Annotated in this window: 20 protein-coding genes; 3 read left to right on the top strand and 17 right to left on the bottom strand. The window is 52.2% G+C overall.

What is annotated here, in order from left to right:
- Nucleotides 1–2 precede the first annotated feature (2 nt).
- The 11 genes from AAV35_RS03270 to AAV35_RS03220 form a co-directional block, all read right to left on the bottom strand.
- Nucleotides 3–554 carry a DUF6470 family protein gene (locus tag AAV35_RS03270; RefSeq protein WP_008587019.1) on the bottom strand — a complete coding sequence of 184 codons (552 nt, stop codon included), beginning with the start codon at nt 552–554 and terminating at the stop codon, nt 3–5.
- A 64-nt stretch (nt 555–618) separates the two neighbouring features.
- On the bottom strand, nt 619–1,554 hold the full coding sequence (gene flgL, locus AAV35_RS03265) for a flagellar hook-associated protein FlgL (protein ID WP_008587017.1): 936 nt from the start codon (nt 1,552–1,554) through the stop codon (nt 619–621).
- A gap of 9 nt (nt 1,555–1,563) precedes the next feature.
- On the bottom strand, nt 1,564–3,480 hold the full coding sequence (gene flgK, locus AAV35_RS03260; RefSeq protein ID WP_040608984.1) for a flagellar hook-associated protein FlgK: 1,917 nt from the start codon (nt 3,478–3,480) through the stop codon (nt 1,564–1,566).
- 17 nt (nt 3,481–3,497) lie between these two features.
- Entirely contained in the window at nt 3,498–3,977 is a 480-nt protein-coding gene (locus AAV35_RS03255; RefSeq protein WP_008587013.1) for a flagellar protein FlgN, read from the bottom strand.
- A gap of 14 nt (nt 3,978–3,991) precedes the next feature.
- Entirely contained in the window at nt 3,992–4,279 is a 288-nt protein-coding gene (gene flgM / locus AAV35_RS03250; protein ID WP_008587011.1) for a flagellar biosynthesis anti-sigma factor FlgM, read from the bottom strand.
- A gap of 55 nt (nt 4,280–4,334) precedes the next feature.
- Nucleotides 4,335–4,769, bottom strand: coding sequence for a TIGR03826 family flagellar region protein (locus AAV35_RS03245; RefSeq protein WP_008587009.1), 435 nt, complete (start codon nt 4,767–4,769; stop codon nt 4,335–4,337).
- Nucleotides 4,770–4,805: 36 nt separating this feature from the next.
- Nucleotides 4,806–5,438 carry a ComF family protein gene (locus tag AAV35_RS03240; protein WP_008587007.1) on the bottom strand — a complete coding sequence of 211 codons (633 nt, stop codon included), beginning with the start codon at nt 5,436–5,438 and terminating at the stop codon, nt 4,806–4,808.
- The gene (locus AAV35_RS03235; RefSeq protein WP_008587004.1) at nt 5,435–6,661 is read right to left on the bottom strand and encodes an ATP-dependent helicase ComFA; all 1,227 of its coding nucleotides are present in this window, start codon (nt 6,659–6,661) and stop codon (nt 5,435–5,437) included. Before AAV35_RS03235 ends, AAV35_RS03240 begins: the two co-directional genes overlap by 4 nt.
- Nucleotides 6,662–6,755: 94 nt before the next feature.
- Nucleotides 6,756–7,598, bottom strand: coding sequence for a DegV family protein (locus AAV35_RS03230; RefSeq protein WP_008587002.1), 843 nt, complete (start codon nt 7,596–7,598; stop codon nt 6,756–6,758).
- 176 nt (nt 7,599–7,774) lie between these two features.
- Nucleotides 7,775–8,452, bottom strand: coding sequence for a response regulator (locus AAV35_RS03225; RefSeq protein WP_008587000.1), 678 nt, complete (start codon nt 8,450–8,452; stop codon nt 7,775–7,777).
- 75 nt (nt 8,453–8,527) lie between these two features.
- Nucleotides 8,528–9,673: a sensor histidine kinase gene (locus tag AAV35_RS03220; protein WP_008586998.1), complete on the bottom strand. Its 1,146-nt coding sequence runs from the start codon at nt 9,671–9,673 to the stop codon at nt 8,528–8,530.
- Nucleotides 9,674–9,820: 147 nt separating this feature from the next.
- On the opposite strand from AAV35_RS03220, the gene AAV35_RS03215 reads away from it, so the two are divergent.
- The gene (locus AAV35_RS03215) at nt 9,821–10,474 is read left to right on the top strand and encodes a YigZ family protein (RefSeq protein ID WP_008586996.1); all 654 of its coding nucleotides are present in this window, start codon (nt 9,821–9,823) and stop codon (nt 10,472–10,474) included.
- A 4-nt stretch (nt 10,475–10,478) separates the two neighbouring features.
- Nucleotides 10,479–11,468 (top strand): LCP family protein, encoded by a 990-nt coding sequence (locus AAV35_RS03210; protein ID WP_008586994.1) that lies wholly within the window; start codon nt 10,479–10,481, stop codon nt 11,466–11,468.
- A gap of 107 nt (nt 11,469–11,575) precedes the next feature.
- Here AAV35_RS03210 and AAV35_RS03205 read toward each other — a convergent pair whose 3' ends face one another.
- Nucleotides 11,576–12,631, bottom strand: coding sequence for a glycosyltransferase family 4 protein (locus tag AAV35_RS03205; RefSeq protein ID WP_008586991.1), 1,056 nt, complete (start codon nt 12,629–12,631; stop codon nt 11,576–11,578).
- A gap of 312 nt (nt 12,632–12,943) precedes the next feature.
- Between AAV35_RS03205 and AAV35_RS03200 the strand changes: the two genes are divergently transcribed.
- Nucleotides 12,944–14,407, top strand: a complete 1,464-nt coding sequence (locus tag AAV35_RS03200) for an APC family permease (protein ID WP_008586989.1) — start codon at nt 12,944–12,946, stop codon at nt 14,405–14,407.
- Nucleotides 14,408–14,478: 71 nt separating this feature from the next.
- Here the strand turns inward: AAV35_RS03200 and AAV35_RS03195 are convergent, their stop codons facing one another.
- From AAV35_RS03195 to AAV35_RS03175, 5 genes are all read right to left on the bottom strand, one after another.
- Entirely contained in the window at nt 14,479–15,012 is a 534-nt protein-coding gene (locus tag AAV35_RS03195; RefSeq protein WP_008586987.1) for a hypothetical protein, read from the bottom strand.
- Nucleotides 15,013–15,024: 12 nt separating this feature from the next.
- Nucleotides 15,025–15,126 (bottom strand): DNA-binding anti-repressor SinI, encoded by a 102-nt coding sequence (gene sinI, locus AAV35_RS03190; RefSeq protein ID WP_073991979.1) that lies wholly within the window; start codon nt 15,124–15,126, stop codon nt 15,025–15,027.
- A gap of 18 nt (nt 15,127–15,144) precedes the next feature.
- Nucleotides 15,145–15,384 (bottom strand): helix-turn-helix domain-containing protein, encoded by a 240-nt coding sequence (locus AAV35_RS03185; RefSeq protein WP_234972589.1) that lies wholly within the window; start codon nt 15,382–15,384, stop codon nt 15,145–15,147.
- Between the two features lie 253 nt (nt 15,385–15,637).
- Nucleotides 15,638–16,096 (bottom strand): IDEAL domain-containing protein, encoded by a 459-nt coding sequence (locus AAV35_RS03180; protein WP_040608981.1) that lies wholly within the window; start codon nt 16,094–16,096, stop codon nt 15,638–15,640.
- Between the two features lie 76 nt (nt 16,097–16,172).
- Entirely contained in the window at nt 16,173–17,867 is a 1,695-nt protein-coding gene (locus AAV35_RS03175) for a phospho-sugar mutase (RefSeq protein WP_008586980.1), read from the bottom strand.
- Nucleotides 17,868–17,869: the final 2 nt, after the last annotated feature.

Genomic DNA, 17,869 nt, shown 5'->3' with positions numbered 1-17,869 from the left:
TCTCATATTTTCCAATCAATCGTAACACGCGGGTACTGCGCCAGAGAAATGTCCACACGCCCGGGCTGATAGCTGAATTCAGGAGGTTTCGCAGTTGTGGTTATGACCGGGTCGCTCCGCTTCACGTCAATCTCCGCAGGACGCGCTTCATACGTCACATTTACCAGGTCATGCACCGGACTGCTCCCCGGGTTATAAGCGATTTCCCATACGGCGTTCTGTTTCGCATGAGCGGCTACCGGGTTCCCCTGATTCTCTATCCTCATCAGCTCGTCCCCTTCCCGGGCGACGCGCTCGAGCCCTTCTATCCAGTCCTGATGACCGAAGTCCGCCACCAGATCCGTCCGCTCCGCCGACGAATAGAACTGCAGATTGTGCCAAGCGGTAGTCTGATCAATTGAAAGTTTTCCCGGCCGCTGCCTGATGGTCACGTCTGCCGGCGGCTGCGCGATGCGCTGCTCGGCTTTCGGCTGACGTATAGTCAGCTCCGCGTTATGCGTTCGTACCTCGAGTCTCGCCTGCTGCGTGTTCACTTCCATTCTCGCCATCATCATACCCGTGCCCCTCTCTTTTGTTATAAAAAAGAGCGCCTGGCAATTTCAGGTGCTCCTTAACGCATTAACGCAGAAAGTCCATAAGTGTCGGCTGAATGATCCTTGCTCCCGCTCCCATGGCGGCTCTTAGTACGCTTTCTTCCGTTTTCAGATTCGTAATCACTTTTTCCATTTCGGCATCTTCACTATTGGACAAAACCCGGGTAGCGATGATCTCCTGCGTGCCGAGCCGGTCTTCGACGAGATCTCTCCGGTTCATCCGGGCACCGAGGTCGGCCCGCTCGTCAATGATGGTATTCACGTGCTCGTCAATGCTTTCAAGATAGCTGCTTAGCTCTTCCTCATGCGTCCCCGGATTCCTCAGGTCAGTCGCGAGCTGCTGCAACGTATCGAACAGCTGACGTCCATCCTCATCCGTATTCCCGCCTCCGAACACCTTCGTGCCGTCGACGTTCGCCTGCAGAGGAATGCCTTTTGATACTTCAATCGTGACGGGCGTACTGTTCACCGGCAGACGTACTTCCCCGGTTTCTCCGGTCGCGGGGTCTGTCGCCTGCCGCGCGTCCATCGGGGCGGTGAGCGTATCGGTTCCGTTGAAAAGGTATTTGCCGTTCGCCTGCGTGTTGCCGATATCCCTGAGGTGGCCGGCCAGCTGTTCGATTTCCTTGGCGATACTCTCCCGGCTCTGCTCGCCGTTCGTATCGTTACTGGCCTGCACCGTCAGCTCGCGTACGCGCTGCATAGCTTTCGTCGCTTTATCGAGTGCCGCATCCGAGCTGTCCATCCAGTTGTACACTTCGCCGATGTTGCGCTGGAACTGGCCGATTTTCGTGAGCTCGGAGCGGTAGTTGATGCCCTGCATGGCCACTACCGGGTCATCCGACGGTCGGCTGATCTTTTTGCCGGTAGTCAGCTGATCCTGGTATTTGCCCATACTTTCGTAACTCTTACTCATATTGCGCAGCATGTTACTCGAAAGCATCCCCTGCGTAATTCTCATTCTTCATCCCTACCTTCCGACGACGCCCATCTGGTTAATGACGCGGTCCAGCATTTCATCAATAGCGGTTATATTCCTCGAAGAAGCATTGTAAGCGTGCTGAAACTTGATCATGTTCGTCATTTCTTCATCGAGGGAGACCTGACTGACCGAAAAACGCCGGTTCTGGACGGAATCCCGGAGCGTCTGTATATTGTCGCTCATCCGTCCCGCTTCCTGCGTCTCCACAGCCATTCCGCCGATCATCCCTTCGTAAAAGGTACTGACGGTCGCCCCTTCGCCGAGAAGTCCATCCACCTTGTCCCGGAGGACAGCGAGGTCCCGGGCATTGTCCCCGTCTCCGACACTTGTCGAATTGGCCGCTGCGATCATTCCGGCGTTCTTCTTAATCGCACCGGTTATATCAAGTGCAGAAGCGAGCCCTCTGTACACACCGCCTGTATCCGGGTAGGAGTTTCCGTAGGAGAAGAAATCCGTCGTCGCTGACGGTCCCCCTTCCAGTCCGGCACTCTCCGCGTCGTTATGTTCGGCGTTGAACTGCGTCGCAAACGAGGTGGCCAGCTTATCGAGATCATCAAGCATGGAAGCGTAACTCCCCTCCTGCTCGTTACTCCCTTCGACCGTCCCTTGTAATCCGGCACCTTCCGCTCCATCACCCGTAACGGTTAGCGCCGCACTGCGGCCGGCCGCTTCCGAGCGGACGAGGAGCCGCTGCTCCCCGTCCTGGGAAAGTACTTCCGCTTCGAGACCTTCCTCTTTACTGATCCGAGCCGCTATTTCTTCCATCGTTTCTTTCCCCGAAGAAGCGATTTCCACCGTCTCTCCCTGGTCGACTTCTCCGTCTTCGTTCACAAAAGATCCGGTAAGGGTAAGCGTTCCTTCAGGGAATGTCGCTCCGCCTGTTTCCTTATTGACAGGGAAAGCGTCCGATACCATCACCGCGCTGCTCTGAGGCGTGGCCGTTACCGTACCCGCAAGATCGGCGAGACCTTTCAGTTTGCCGGGGGAAGGTAATGTATGGAAGTCGAGAGACGCGGTCTCCCCGTCCGAATGCAACACGCGGAGAGAGTCGAAAGCGATGCGGCCGTCCGTTTCCCGGTAGTCCACGGAAAGCGAGCTCGCCGGGGCGCCGCCTGCATCCACGAGCGCCGGCGCTCCATCAAGGGGACGCCCGAGAGCATCGGCAAGACGCACCGTTGCCAGGCCGTCCGCTATGTCTTTGGAGGAGGCGGCACTCTTTTCATACGACACGTCTATACTGACGATCTCCGACAGGTCGTCGATGAGACGGTCGCGCTGATCGTACAGATCGTTAGGAAGCTGACCGTGCGGCTCCACGTTGCCGATCTGCCGGTTGAGCTGATCGATCTGCTGGAGGATAGAGTTGGCATTCTTCACCGTAATGTCCGCTTCCCGTTTCGCGTCCCGCTGCAGCGTCTGTATCGAATTCGACAGGTAGTTGAACGTCTCGGCCACGGCTTTGCCGCGCTCTTTCACGACAGCACGGGCACCGGCGTCCTCCGGGTTCACCGCAAGATCCTGCAGCGACTGCCAGAACCGGTCCATCGTTTTTGCGAGACCCTGGTCCGTCGGTTCGTTCATAACGTCTTCCATTTTGCCGAGTCCGTTTTCAAGAGCGTCGTAATATCCGAGCTTCTTCGCCTCGGACCGGAACTGCTCATCAAGAAAAGCTTCACGTACGCGCTGGACGCTTCCGGCCTGTACGCCGCTTCCCATCTGTCCGGCGATTTCGAGACGGTTCCTGGATCCTGATGGGAAAGCGCCCGTCTGTTCCATATTGATGCGCTGCCGACTGTAGCCGTCGGTGTTGGCGTTCGATATATTATGACCGGTCGTATAAAGCGCGGATTGCTGGGTGAACAGTCCGCGCTTGGCTACTTCCAGTCCATGAAAGGTGGACATCATAGTTATTCCTCTTTTCCTTACGCCTTCGAATCGAAGATGGACCTGTTCGAGTGCGCCGGTTTCTCTTCGCTGCCGTAATTCAGATTCGCGAGTTCGGGCTTAAGAAGGTCGAGTGAGAGATTGATGAACTGCAGCGACTGTTTCGTCAGTTCCCCGTTCAGCCGCTCCTGATGTTTAAGGTCGGCCAGTACGAGAATCATCGCCTCATACTCTTCATTCAGCTGCTCGTGTTCCTCCCCTTCCAGGTGAGTCAGCATATCGCTGATCGTCTGCTGATCTTCGGTTCCCTGCCGGGCGTACCAGTCGTTTACGTGCTCCTGCCGCCCTTTTTCCACTTTCTGAATCGCCTGGATATGCTTCTTCTCCTCAAGGTCCAGCTGCCGGAGCTTCGGCGTATCGTTCGATTTCAGCGCCTCCGTCTTTTCCTTCGAGACGTAAAGCAGACTTCTGTGCAGCTTCACGAGACGCTTCATGTCGGATATTATCGGTTCGATCATAACGTACGGCTCCTTTATTCTCCTTCAGAGAAGAAATTGATCATTTTTCTGGCAATGACAGAAGGGTCCGCTTTGTACGTACCGTTCTCCACCTGCAGCTTCAGTTCTTCCAGACGTTCCTTACGGGCTTCCGGAAGTTTTCCCGCCTCCTGCATCGACTTGGCGGCATCGGAGATTTCCAGTCTGTCCTGATTCGGCTGCGCCTGCACCTGTTTCTGCTGTTGCGCCTGTTTTTGATACGGGTTCCAATTCGTCTGATTCGTTCCGTTGATTCTCATCCGACTCACCTCTTTTCTGTTCATTCCGTAGCCTTCTTCTTTATTATATCGGCAAAATCATGAGAAAGTTAAGCGGAAATCACCGCTTTTTACGATCTATCGAGTAGTAGGAACTCCGGATGATCTCAGGCTCCTCTTCCCGGTGGTTCCGATTTTCGCGTGCTTTTTCATTTCTGTCGATCTTAGCAAGAGCCTCGTTCAGTTCCTTGCTGCACGAGGCGCACAGCCGTCCCTGCCGGATCGCTCCCCCGCACCGCTCGCACGCGTACGACAGACCGGGGAAGTTCATCGGGTGCAGCCGCCTGTCTTTTACGAACTTACGGATCTGCTTTTCTTCAACTCCTGTGGCCTCCGCGATCACATCGGCGGTCGCTGCTCTGTTTTCCCGCTCACGCAGAAATTTGTAAACGGCGCGGTAGTCCAGCTCTTCGCGGTTGCGGCACGTCTCACAGAACGTATGCGTTCGTTTCATAAAAAGTCCGCCGCATCGCGAACAATTCGCCGGTTCTGCCATATATTCCACTCCCTGTACGTCTTTCTTCTATTATCGTCAGGAATGGAAAAGCGTTAAGCCCCGGACGGAATCGGCTCCGTTTTCTTTCAGTACGGCTGCCGCCTGCTTCATCGTCGTGCCCGTCGTATAGATATCATCGATTAAAAGCAGATTCCCCCGCACTTGCTGTACGGGAAGAAAAGGATTGGCACCTCTTTCCCGTTCCTGTTTCGATTTCTTCGCCTGCTTTTCGGAGTGGGACCGTTTCAGGTACGGTCGCGGTCTCTTCATCAGAAGTTCGGTGATCGCCTCTGCCTGATTGAAGCCCCGTTCTTCGAGACGTACATCACTGAGCGGCACCGGCACAGCTTTCCCTCTCACAAAGTAAGGAAGGAAGACGGACATCGAAGCAATCAGCTCATAGTCCCCGCGATATTTGAACCGGGCCATCCACTCTTTCGCAAAATCGTTGTAGAAAAGAAGGGAGGTGTTCGAGAGGAGCGCAGAGTCCTGCCGGCAGTCGGGACACGTTTCGCTGTAACGCGGGTTGCAGCAGCGCGGACACCCTTCCGTGATGACTTCAAAACCGTTCATACACTCCTCGCACAAACGTGACGGCCGCCCGGGGAGGAAAGCATTACGCCAGTCCGTTTTCGGATGAACCGGCTGAAAGCAGTAGACACACTTCATGTATTGTATCCCCTTTTATTCATCTTTTTAATCGCATCCCGTGCTGCTATAACAGCATCGGTCTTTCCTTCCATGTAAAAGCGCACGTCTCCGTCCGGGTCATCGGAGCTCCTGCCCGCACGCCCCGCAATCTGTACGAGAGCCGCTTCGTCGAACACGTCATGACCGGCATCGATGACGTACACGTCCACCGACGGAAAAGTCACGCCGCGTTCGAGAATCGTCGTCGTCACGAGTGTGTGGATCTTACGGTTACGGAAGGCGTCGATCACCTCTTCGCGCTCCGGTGTGTCCGAATGGACGTGAGGAACACAGAGTTCAGCCGCGATTTCCTCGGCCCTTGAAATTGTGGGAGCGAATATAAGCAGCTGACGGTCTCCTGCTTCGATGTGCGGAAGTTTCGTTCGGATGCGGGGAAATAAGTGGAACACGGGTACCGGCAGCGGGTGCCCGTGGTAGCGTACCGGCACGAATACTTTCGGAATATTTTTCTGTTTTCTCCCCGGCGTCGCTGTCAGGTGAATGATAGCGGCATCCGGTTTCGCTGCCTCCCGGGCAGCCCGTTGGAGGGAAGGGTCGTTGTGGTAGGGGAAAGCGTCCACTTCATCGATAAAAAGGACGTCGAAAGCCTGTTTGTAACGATAGAGCTGATGGGTCGTACTTAAAACGACAGGAGTGTAGGTGACCTGAGCGGAGTGGCCGCCATATAAAGCGGCGGCCGGTACGCCGGGGAACGCTTGCCGGAGGCGGGGGTACAGCTCCCGGACGACGTCAGCCCGCGGTGTGGCGATACATACCCGCTCTCCCCGGGCGAGTGCCGCTTCGATGCCGGGGAAAATCATTTCGGTTTTTCCGGCGCCGCAGACGGCGTGGACGAGCAGCTGCCCTCTTCTTATGACAGTATTCTTTATTTCGTCTGCCGCATGCTGCTGGTGACGGGTGAGGGTCCCTTCCCACTTCAGAGTATCCGGAATCGGCAGCTGCACCGAGGAAGGCATTTCGTACAGGACTTCGCAGGACGAAACACGTCCCATCAGGATGCAGTTGCGGCAATAGAGGCACTTCTTCCCGCACGCCGCATGCGGGAAACGCGCAAACTTGTACCGTGCTTTATTACCGCAGCGCTGGCACTGCCTGCGGATAATACCCGGGTGAGCCGGGAGAGTGGACGGATCGATATAATCCGGCAGTTCCTGTTTTAGGAGCCATTGGCCGCTGAACATGTAAATCCCCCTTTGTTTGTACGTAACGGTAGTAAAAAAGCGCCTTCGGGGGAAAGGCGCTGAAACAATCGATCATGTCATTTTATAAATACGGTTATTCTTTATACCAGCCGAGGCCGAGAGCCCCTTCTCCGAGGTGGGTGCCGATGACCGGGCCGAAATAACTGACGGACACCGCGACGTTGGGATACTGTTTCTCGATCTCCTCTTTCCACAGCTCCGCTTCCTCCGGACGGTTGGCATGGATGACGGCCGCACGGATTTTCTTTCCGCCGGAAGCATCTTCGTCAAAAAGCGTGAGCGTACGTTTCCGTGCTTTTTTATACGTACGGATCTTTTCGAACGGGACGATTTTCGTATCGACGAAGTGCAGAATCGGTTTCACCTGCAGCATGCTGCCGATGAATGCCTGGGAGCCGTGCAGCCTCCCGCCGCGGGCCAGGTGATTAAGGTCGTCTACGATGAAATACGCACGCATCGTTTCCTTCATCTCTTCCAGGCGGGCTATTATTTTCTCCGCATCCTCCCCGCCCGCTGCGAGTTTTGCCGCTTCAAGCGCATAATATCCCTGCATGAGGCAGCTTATTTCCGAATCGAACAGGTGAAGTTCGATTCCTTCAGCCATCTCCCCTGCCGAACGCATGGACTGGTAAGTCCCGCTGATTCCGCTTGAAAGCGTAATGGCGACGACTTCATCATACTCTTCCTTCAGTTCCTCCAGCTTCTCGAGTATCGTCCCGACGGAAGGCTGGGAGGTTTTCGGCAATTCTTTCGTCTCTTTCACTTTCGAATAGAACTCATCCGCCGTAAGGTCGATTTCCTCACGATACGCTTCTTCTCCGAAAATGACGTTCAGAGGTACCATATGAATATCGGATTCTTCTCTCATTTGTGCTGATATGTAAGCTGTGCTGTCAGTGAGAACCGCAGTTTTCATTGAATCTCCCTTTCCTGAATACCTTACGTTCATTCTACCGTACTTCGGGACGGATTTCAGCTTTAATTCCGACATTCGCGAACTTCTTTCCACATACAAAAAAAGGACGGAACCGGGTCCGCCCTTCTGCTTTTCATAAAATCTCCGGTACAGACGCGGCTGTCAGAGATATATGATTATAAAACTTCCACCCAGCCGTTCTTGATGGCGGTAACAACCGCCTGCGTCCGGTCATTTACGTTCATCTTCGTCAATATGTTCGAAACGTGGTTCTTCACTGTCTTCTCACTGATATAAAGGGATTCCGCCACGCCTTTGTTCGAGTTCCCGTCGGCGAGCAGCTGCAGTACTTCACATTCCCTGCGGGTCAAAAGGTGCAGAGGTTTACGGTACTCGACGGCTTTATAGGCGAAATCACTCGTCCCGTCGGAAAGCCGGCGGTACTCTTTCACAAGATTGTGGGTGATTTTCGGATGGAGGTAAGATCCGCCTCCCGACACGACCCGGATCGCTTCGATCAGAGATTCCGAATCCATCTCCTTAAGCAGGTACCCCTGCGCTCCTGTTTTCAGTGCGTGCGTCACGTAGTTCTCATCGTCATGTATGGATAGGATGATGACTTTCAGTTCCGGAAAACGCTCCGTCACTTCCGCCGTCGTTTCAATTCCGTTTCTTTTCGGCATATTGATGTCCATCAGTACAACATCCGGCTGATGTTCCGTAATAAGATCGATCGCCACCGTGCCGTCATCCCCTTCTCCGACCACCTCAAAGTCTTCTTCGAATTCGAGGATACGCCGGACACCTTCCCTGAACAATTTGTGGTCATCAACCAGTAAAATTTTTGTAGACATCTGTTTTCCTCCTGTGCTCTTCGTACTTGGTAATCACTTTTTAAGAATTATATTCCCTTTTTTGAAAATTTTATGCTATATATCTTTCTTTATCGGTAATTTAATCGTTACTTTCGTTCCGGCATCCGGGACAGAGGTGATGTTAAGCTCGCCGTCCAGCATATCGATTCGTTCACTCATACCCATCAGCCCGAAGGAAGTCTGCTTCTTCTCTTCCACGTCGAAACCGCTGCCGTCATCTTCCACGATGATCATAATCGTGCGCCAGGTGAGTTCGACTTTCACGTCCACCCGGCTCGCCCCTGCATGCTTCACCGCATTCTGCAGCGCTTCCTGGATGAGACGGAACATGGCGACTTCATACTGCGGATCGAGTCTCCGCTCTTTGCCGAAAGGCTGGAAACGTATGTCCAGTCCGTGATAATCGGCAGCTGTCGACAAATACTTCCGGAGGGCCGGCAGGATTCCGAGATCATCGAGTGCCATAGGACGGAGGTCATAGATGATGCGGCGCACTTCATAAAGGGACGAGCGCACCATTTTCTTCACGCTGCGCATCTCCAGAATAGCCTCCTCCGGAGAACGCTCCCGGAACGTGCGCTCCACGAGGTCGGACCGGAGCAGGACGTTGGCAAGCATTTGTGCCGGTCCGTCATGTATTTCCCGGGAAAGACGGCGGCGTTCTTCCTCCTGCGCTTCGATGATTCTGAGTCCGAACTCCTGCTTCTGCCTGGCATCCTGCAGCACTTCGCTCACTTCACGGAAATCTTCGTTCAGATAATTGAGGACGACCGATATTTTTCCGGCGAGAGTCTCCGCTTTCTCGATCGTTTCCCCCAGGTCCCGGAGCCGACGTTCAATATCATCTCTCCGCTCCCTCAGCTGCTTCTCTTTCTCGCCCGTCACAGTGAGCTCCGTCTGCAGCCGGTGTGTCTCTTCGTACATTTCCCGTATTTCCGCTTCGGAGTAGTCATTGAACTGTTTACTCATCCGGGCGAGCCTCTTCCTTGATCCTTTCACTTTCTCCTCAAGCTTTTCCTCTTCTTCGATGAAGGAGGAAATGCGGGCTTTCAGGTCAACGAGCTCCTCTTCCAGACTTTCATGTTCTTTCCGGGATTTCTCGCTGATGGTGAACACTTCATCTTTACTGATCGAAACGTGATCGACCATTTCCTGTATGATCGAATCCAGAGACTTTTCAGCGGGCGAAACGTCTGTCATTCAAACGACCTCCATCCATGCCTGTTCATATCATTCGTTCTGCCTACGTCCTTCTATGGGGGTGAAAAGTCATTCCTTATCTATTTCCGTCATTTGCTGATATGGCTGTTCCTGTATATAATGAAAACCCAGGAGGCAGACATCGATATGTTAAATACTTATTATACGGTAAATTATGAAGGAGAAAAAGAACTAGTTATCCAGAAGTCCCGTTTTATCGCCCATATACGCAGGTGCGAAACGGAAGAGGAAGCGCAGCAGTTCATTTCGGAAATCAAAAAGAAGCATAAGGATGCGACGCACAACTGTTCCGCCTACATGATCGGCGAGCACGACCTCCTCCAGAAAGCGAACGACGATGGAGAGCCGAGTGGTACAGCCGGCGTCCCGATGCTTGAAGTGTTGAAAAAACGGGGATTGAAAGATACGGCGACCGTCGTCACCCGGTATTTCGGAGGGATAAAACTCGGAGCCGGCGGCCTCATCCGCGCATACTCCGGTGCCGTTTCGGAAGCGATCGAGGAAACGGGCATCGTGGAACGCCGGCTGATGAGGGAGATGCACGTCACCATCGACTACTCTCTCCTCGGAAAGATGGAGAACCAGGTGCGACAGTCGGACTACCCTTTAAAAACCATCAACTATATGGAAAAAGCGGAACTCGTACTGTATGCCCCTCATGGAAAAGAGGAAGAATTCCACCAGTGGACAGCGGACGTCACGAACGCCCAGGCCACAGTAGCAGAGGGCGGACTCTTCTATATGGAGTCCGTACTCTCCAATGACGGATCGAAGGAGTAACTATATGAAAACATGGTTGAAACCGACCCTCTGGATCCTCGCGGCAGTCCTGCTGCTGGCCATCGGAGCCGCAGCGGGGTACGGCGCTTACCTGACGGATAAAGTCCGTGAGTCTGCGGAGGATTCCCACGAAGAACTCGGACGCGGCGGCAAGTCGGACAAACGGACCACCGCCGTCACCCCCGGAGAAGACAATCTCTCCGTCCTGTTCGTCGGAGTCGATGCTAGTGCAGCCCGGCTTGAGAAGAACGAGGACCGGAGCAGCCTCTCCGACGCCCTCATTCTCGCCACCTTCAACAACGACGAAAAATCCGTACGACTTCTCAGTATCCCGAGAGACACCTATACCTACATCCCGGAAGTGGACCGCAAAGATAAAATTACCCACGCGCACGCTTACGGCGGAATCGACTCCACGGTGGAAACGGTCGAAGGTCTTCTCGATATCCCGGTCGACTATTACGCCCGTTTCAATTTCAGCGCTTTTATAGAAGTAGTGAACGCCGTCGGCGGAATCAAATACGAAGTTCCTTACGATCTCGAGGAGCAGAACTCCGAAGGAAAGGACGGCGCTATCGAACTTGAGGAAGGAAGACAGCTGCTTAACGGGGAAGAAGCGCTGGCGCTGGCCCGTACGAGAAAGCTCGACAGTGACCTCGCCCGGGGACAGAGACAGATGGAACTGATCAAAGCGATTGCGAGAGAAATGAATTCGTTCAGCTCTTTCAGAAACTACGACAATATCATCGATGCGGTCGGGGAAGACCTGACGACCAACATGACGTTCGATCAGATGATTGCGTTCAAAGACTACTTTCTCAAGGAAGACGGATTCGATTTCAAAACGATGCAGCTGGACGGAGAAGGCGGGTACGCCAGTAACGGTGCGTGGTACTTCATGACGGACGAAGAAAGTCTTGAAAAAACGAAAGACCGGCTGCGCAACCACCTTGAACTCCCGGAGGAACCCGAGGCCCAAGAGCCACCCGGCTGATAACGACGTGCCCGCGGTATTCCCATGCCGGTATTCGTGCATAAAAGCCCCCCGCTGAAAAACGGAGATTATCATCCGGTTTCCAGCGGGGGCTTTTAACAGTTATTCTATTTTTTTGAACGCTGACTTTTGAACAGATTCAAAATCGGCCGATAGTCTTTGCCGATCAACCCGGTGAACTCCACCAGCAGCTCAAGCATCAGAATGAGAAAACCGATAACCAGCAGTGCACCGTACAGCGTCGCCTGCGAAAACACGACGGCAGCCAGGCTGAAAAGCGCACTTATCGTATAGATGACCAGTACCGTTTCCGGATGACTGTAGCCGAGGTTCAGCAGATTATGGTGCAGGTGGGACTTGTCCGGAGCTGACATCGGCCTGTTCTGCAGCTTCCGGCGGACGATGGCGAATACCGTGTCGGATATCGGCACACCGAGTATGATCACCGGAATGACAAACGAAAACAAAGTGACGTTTTTGAACCCGAGCAGGGAAAGTACACTGATCATGAAACCGAGGAACAGCGCTCCCGTATCTCCCATAAATATCTTTGCCGGGTAGAAGTTGTAGATAAGGAATCCGACCGTACTTCCGAGCATCATCAGCCCTGCGAATACGACGAACACGTTCCCCATCGTAATCGCCATCCCGGAAATGGTAAGAAGTGCGATGGACGACACTCCGGCAGCAAGGCCGTCCAGCCCGTCGATGAGATTGATGGCGTTAGTGATGGCGATAATCCAGATCATCGTAATGATCTCACTGAACATACCGAACTCGAGCGTATTATCCGTAAACGGGATATTGACGAACGTTACGACGACGCCCTCTCCGGCATATACGACGACGGCCGCAGCGAGAATCTGCCCTGCCAGCTTCCACTTCGCCGACAGTTCCCGAAGATCGTCCCACACCCCGGTGATGATAATGATCGCAGCTCCGAACAAAACGGGCCAGAAAATAGGGGTCGGAGGCATGAACAGGAAGTATCCGATAATGAAGCTGATAAAGATGGCCAGACCGCCGAGACGCGGCATCAGTACTTTATGGACCTTTCTCGGGTCCGGTTTATCGGTGGCCCCTATATAAACAGCCAGTTTTTTTACCAGCGGTGTCACTATTATCGCCACGATAAAACAGACTAACAACGCCTGATACTCCATGGAGATCCTCCTCTTTATATCTATCTCTTACATCTTTGATGATATACGTAACAAATTACTTTTTTCACAAACTACAAAGATTATATCACATAGCTGCTTCCGGAAGAAAAGGTTTCTGGAATAATAAACATTTCGCCCCAGTTTCTCACACTGCCCCGGTCCCGTCCGGAAGAGCATTGAGCCCTTCCTTCGATTTAAAAAACATTCATAAATCACTTTTCATTTGTTTAACTTTGTTTACAATGAGGTATGGTGGTTAAATAAACCCGGCTGTGTCTCGCTGGGAAAAGTTTCTAGGAGGATTTTCACCTTATGGGTATAGAAGAAGACAGGAAGAAATTAGAAAGATCACTGAAGCCTCACTGGGTCTGGGCGATTGCATTCGGCTCGGCTATCGGCTGGGGGGCGTTCATCCTGCCGCCGGACTGGATGGGTGATGCCGGACCGCTCGGGGTAATCATAGGTATTCTGCTGGGTGCCATCCTTATGATGATTATCGGAGTAAGTTACGGATATCTTATTGAAAAGTTCCCGGTTACAGGCGGGGAATTCGCATACGCCTACATAGGATTCGGGAGAAAATTCGCATTTCTCGCCGGCTGGTTTCTTACGCTCGGATATATGTGTATCGTAGCTTTGAATGCGTCGGCTCTGTCACTTCTGGCCAAGTTCCTGTTTCCGGACTTCATGACGATAGGTACTTTGTATACGGTGGCCGGATACGACGTGTCGATTATGCAGATTCTTTTATCGAGTCTTGCCATCATTATTTTCGGCCTTCTGAACATACGCGGCGCCAAATTTTCGGGAAACGTGCAATTTATATTCGCTATGGTGCTGATTACGGGAATCGTGCTGCTCGGTCTCGGAGCTATTTTTACGGAAGGCCCTTCGATATCGAATGCCACCCCTGCTTTCAAACCTGATCAGTCCATGGTCGTCTCGATTCTGACCATTCTTGCTCTCGCTCCGTTCGCCTACGTCGGTTTCGACAACATCCCTCAGGCGGCGGAAGAATTCGACTTCAGTCCGAAGAAAGCATTCGCTCTCATTATCTGGTCGCTTCTGGCAGCCGGTCTTGCCTACTCGGCGATGATTCTGATCACCGCCAGCACTATGCCGTGGCAGGAACTTAACAACGTCATCAACGCTCAGAATATCGAGTGGGGTGTCGGTCACGCCATCGAAAGCTATATGGGACGTCTCGGCGTCTTCATCATTGCAGCCGCTGTTTCCATGGGTATTTTCACAGGTCTGAACGGTTTCATGATTTCATCGAGCCGTCTTACTTTCGCCATGGGCCGGGCCCGCATTTTACCGAATGTATTCCGCAAGCTGCACCCGAAATATAACACCCCTTATGTCGGTGTCGCTTTCACTATGCTTATCTGCCTGATTGCTCCGTGGTTCGGCCGTGAAGCACTGCTGTGGGTAGTGGATATGTCCTCGACAGGTGTCGCGATCGCCTACTTTTTCTGTACGGCTACCGCTTATAAATATTTCGCCTGGTCGGAAAGCGGCAAAAAGAAAAATCCGAAAGCTCTCGTATCTCCGGTAAGGAAGGCCTTTTCCCTGCTCGGACTGATCAGCTCCATCGGCTTTCTTGTACTGCTTCTGTTCCCACCGATGCCTTCGTCGCTCGGCCGGGAATCTTATATAGCTCTCGGAGTATGGATTCTGCTTGGTATCGTCTTCTACTTTGCCAATCAGAAACGTTATAACGATATAGCTGAGAAAGATATGAATTATCTCATTCTGGAAAAAGAAGAAGTGTAATAGAAAAAGGTTCTGTTCCTGTCTCGACGGGAGCAGAACCTTTTTCTATTATTCCAATCCGGCCACCCGGACTATTTGATCCTTTTCAACGACAGCTGACTTCTGTTGTGGACCGCCCACGTCCGGCTTCCGTATTTTAAACTGTAGCCTTCGCGGTTGAAGCGGTGCACGTGTTTCACTATCGTCTCTCTGGCGGCACGGTGATACGTAAAAAAAACTACGACGGGATGACCCCGGGAGTCACGGAAAAATAGAGGATTGAGGCTTCTTGCGATATCACCGAAAGGCCAGAGGTCGAAGCTCCGGAGCACTTCAACATAGGACTCGTCTATCACTGAATTGCTCTCCATGCCCGGATGAGTATTCAGCAGATGAAAGCATATCGCCGCCTGAAGGTAGGAAAGCGGCGAATAGTCTCCGGCTACTTTCTTCATGACATCTGCACCAGTACTCCCCGCTTCCTTTACTACCCGGAGTTGGGAAAACGATGTGACGACCGGAGTTATATCTCTTGATGGAGGCCCTGACCCGGGACGGGCGGGAGCAATATGTGCAACAATATTCGACTGGACCGCGCTTCTTTTGAAAACGGTTTTTCCGCCCATCGGCATCTCCTTTCACTCACAGGTTTCAAGGAACCTCTTCACTTCTTCAAGAGTCAAACCGAGATCTTTGGCTTCCTGCAGCAGCTCTATCCAATCCCGTTCCACCTTCTCCATGGATCGCAGGCCTCCCTGTTATTTAGCTTCTTCGTCCGAAGAATTGCCGGTGCGCGAAATTAAATCTTCCAGAGGTACATGAAGAGATTTGGACAGCTTGCTCATTACGATATAGGAAGGATTCTTCTGCACGCCGCGTTCAATATTACTGATATATGATTTCGAAACCCCGGAACGTTTGGCCAGTTCACTCACTGAAAGTCCTCTGCCGAGTCTGAGCACGCGAATCCTTTCCCCGATAGTCGTCACATATTCCATCCTCCATTCATTTTGTTCTTTATAACGAATTTATATTTTCAGTATATGCTGTCGGCAGGAAAATAGAAAGAGCCGAATTCCGTCGTTTCCTTCACTTTTTATACATTTTACTCGCTATATCTCTTTTTTTCGTTCATTTATAAACTTTTACATTATAAACTGCTTTTATTCTTTTAAGAGAACAAAAACACAAAAAGAGACACCCTGACAGTTCAGAGTGCCTCCCGGAGGTTATATGCGTTACAGGCCATCGCTATTCTTCCACTTTCCCCTCATATTCCGATAATCTGTTCGTCAGTTCTACAAAAGCCGCTTCTTCCCCTTCGTCTATTGCCCGGTCGATCAGCCGGAGTATATTCCCCCTCTCCAGCTCCTGTACTACTTCCTGCACTGCCGCTGCCGGAATCGTCGTGCGCTTTTCATAAAAGGAATGGATGATTCCATAAAGTTCGTTCCGGAATTCCTTCATATGCATCAGATCGATAACCGTGACGTGAAGGACTTCTTTACCGCTTTCGAAAGTGAAGACGTCGAACAGGTTGTGTACTTTATTCAGATCCTTGTTGATAAAAATCTCACAGGACTCCGAGGGAATAAACTGATACGTTTCTTCATCGACATTCAGAGTGACATAGGAATGATCGAATATAATCCGGAGAAACGGCCCGTCTTCAATAATCGCATATGGCTGTAAATGTTCAAGTTGCATCATTACTCCCACCCCATTCATTCTGAATTTTCTGTGTATTACATCATTTTACCTTAAAATCCAGATGAATGAAAGCGTTTCAATTAACTGCATGCCATTTTTCGGAAACTTCCGCCCGCAATGCTTCTAGCAGTTCCTTACTTCTCTCCCGGTTCCCGGACTTTACGCCGTAGTAGCATTTGAGTTTCGGCTCCGTGCCGGAAGGACGAAGGCAGAACCAGCCGTCCTCTTCAAGAATAAACTTGACGACGTTCGATTTCGGGAGATGGATCGTTTCTTTCGTACCATCCGCAAAAATACGTTCGGACGACTGATAGTCTTCGGTGGCCAGAACCTCGAGACCTCCCGCCTTTTTAAGCTCCGTTTCCCGGAAACTGTCGACGATTCTCGCAATTTTTTCCGTACCGGCGCGACCTTCGAGTTTGAGGGAGTCCATTCCTTCTATATAATAGCCGTGTTCTTTATAAAGCTCCTCGAGCGCTTCGAGAAGGGTGTATCCTTTCTTTTTCCAGTGAGCCGCCATCTCGGCTCCCATCAGGGAAGCCTGGACGGCATCCTTGTCCCTGACGAAGCTGCTGACGAGATACCCGTAACTTTCTTCATAACCGAATGCGAACGTCGCTTCTCCCGAGGCCTCGAATTCACGGATTTTTTCTCCGATGAATTTGAAACCCGTAAGTGTATCGAGGGTCCTGGCTCCGTATTTCGAAGCGATAGCTCTTCCCATTTCGGAGGTTACGATCGTTTTGATCATGATCTTATTATCCGGAAGCTCTTCGTTCTGTGAAAGAATGTAGTCGAGCATAAGAGCGCCCGTCTGATTTCCGTTCAGCACACGGTACTCTCCGTCCTCTCCCGGCACGGCCAGCCCCACACGATCCGCGTCCGGGTCCGTAGCTATGAGCAGCTCCGCTCCTGTCTTTTGGCCCTTTTCCATGGCGAGAGTAAAAGCCTGGGTTTCTTCCGGGTTCGGGGAGGCCACCGTCGAAAATTCAGGGTCCGGCTCCGCCTGAGCCTCCACGAGACTGACGTTCGTAAATCCGGCCCGCTTCAGGCTGTCCGTAACGAGAGGATGCGCAGTACCGTGCAGCGGTGTGAAAATGATCGACATATCTTTATCTATATCATCCGACAGACGGATGCCCTGCACAGCTTCCAGGTAAGCTTCATCCACATCCGTATCCACCCACGCGAGAAGACCGTTTTCTTCGAGCGTTCCCGCTTCTTCCGTGTCCACTTCCAGTTCGTTCTCGACCTTCTGAACGAGTGTAATCATCTTCTCCGCCTCGGCCGGTGGCAGCTGTCCCCCGTCTTCGTTGTATACTTTGAACCCGTTATACTCCGGAGGATTGTGACTCGCAGTAATGACAACACCTGCATCCGCTCCCAGATGACGGACGGCAAAAGACAGTTCGGGAGTGGGTCTGAGCGAGGAGAAGACGTAGGCTTTCACACCTTCAGCTCCGGCCACCCGTGCTGTTTCCACCGCAAACGTTTCGGAGAGGTATCTGGAATCATAGGCGATGACGATACTGTCACCTTTTTTATTCTTTACGTATTCTGCCAGCCCTTTCGCCGCTTTCCGGACCGTATAAACGTTCATCCGGTTCGTGCCGGGACCGAGTTTCCCTCTCATCCCTCCGGTACCGAACTCCAGCTCTTTGTAGAATGCGTCTTCCAGCTCGGCTTCATCGAGAAGTTCCAGCTGTTCTTTCAGCGATCCATCTATATTTTCTTCCTCTTTCCATCTGTTCAGTTCCTTCTTCCAGTCCATTG

Source organism: Salimicrobium jeotgali, assembly GCF_001685435.2.
Lineage (GTDB): Bacteria > Bacillota > Bacilli > Bacillales > Halobacillaceae > Salimicrobium > Salimicrobium album.
This window is presented reverse-complemented; position numbering and strand designations above follow the sequence as displayed.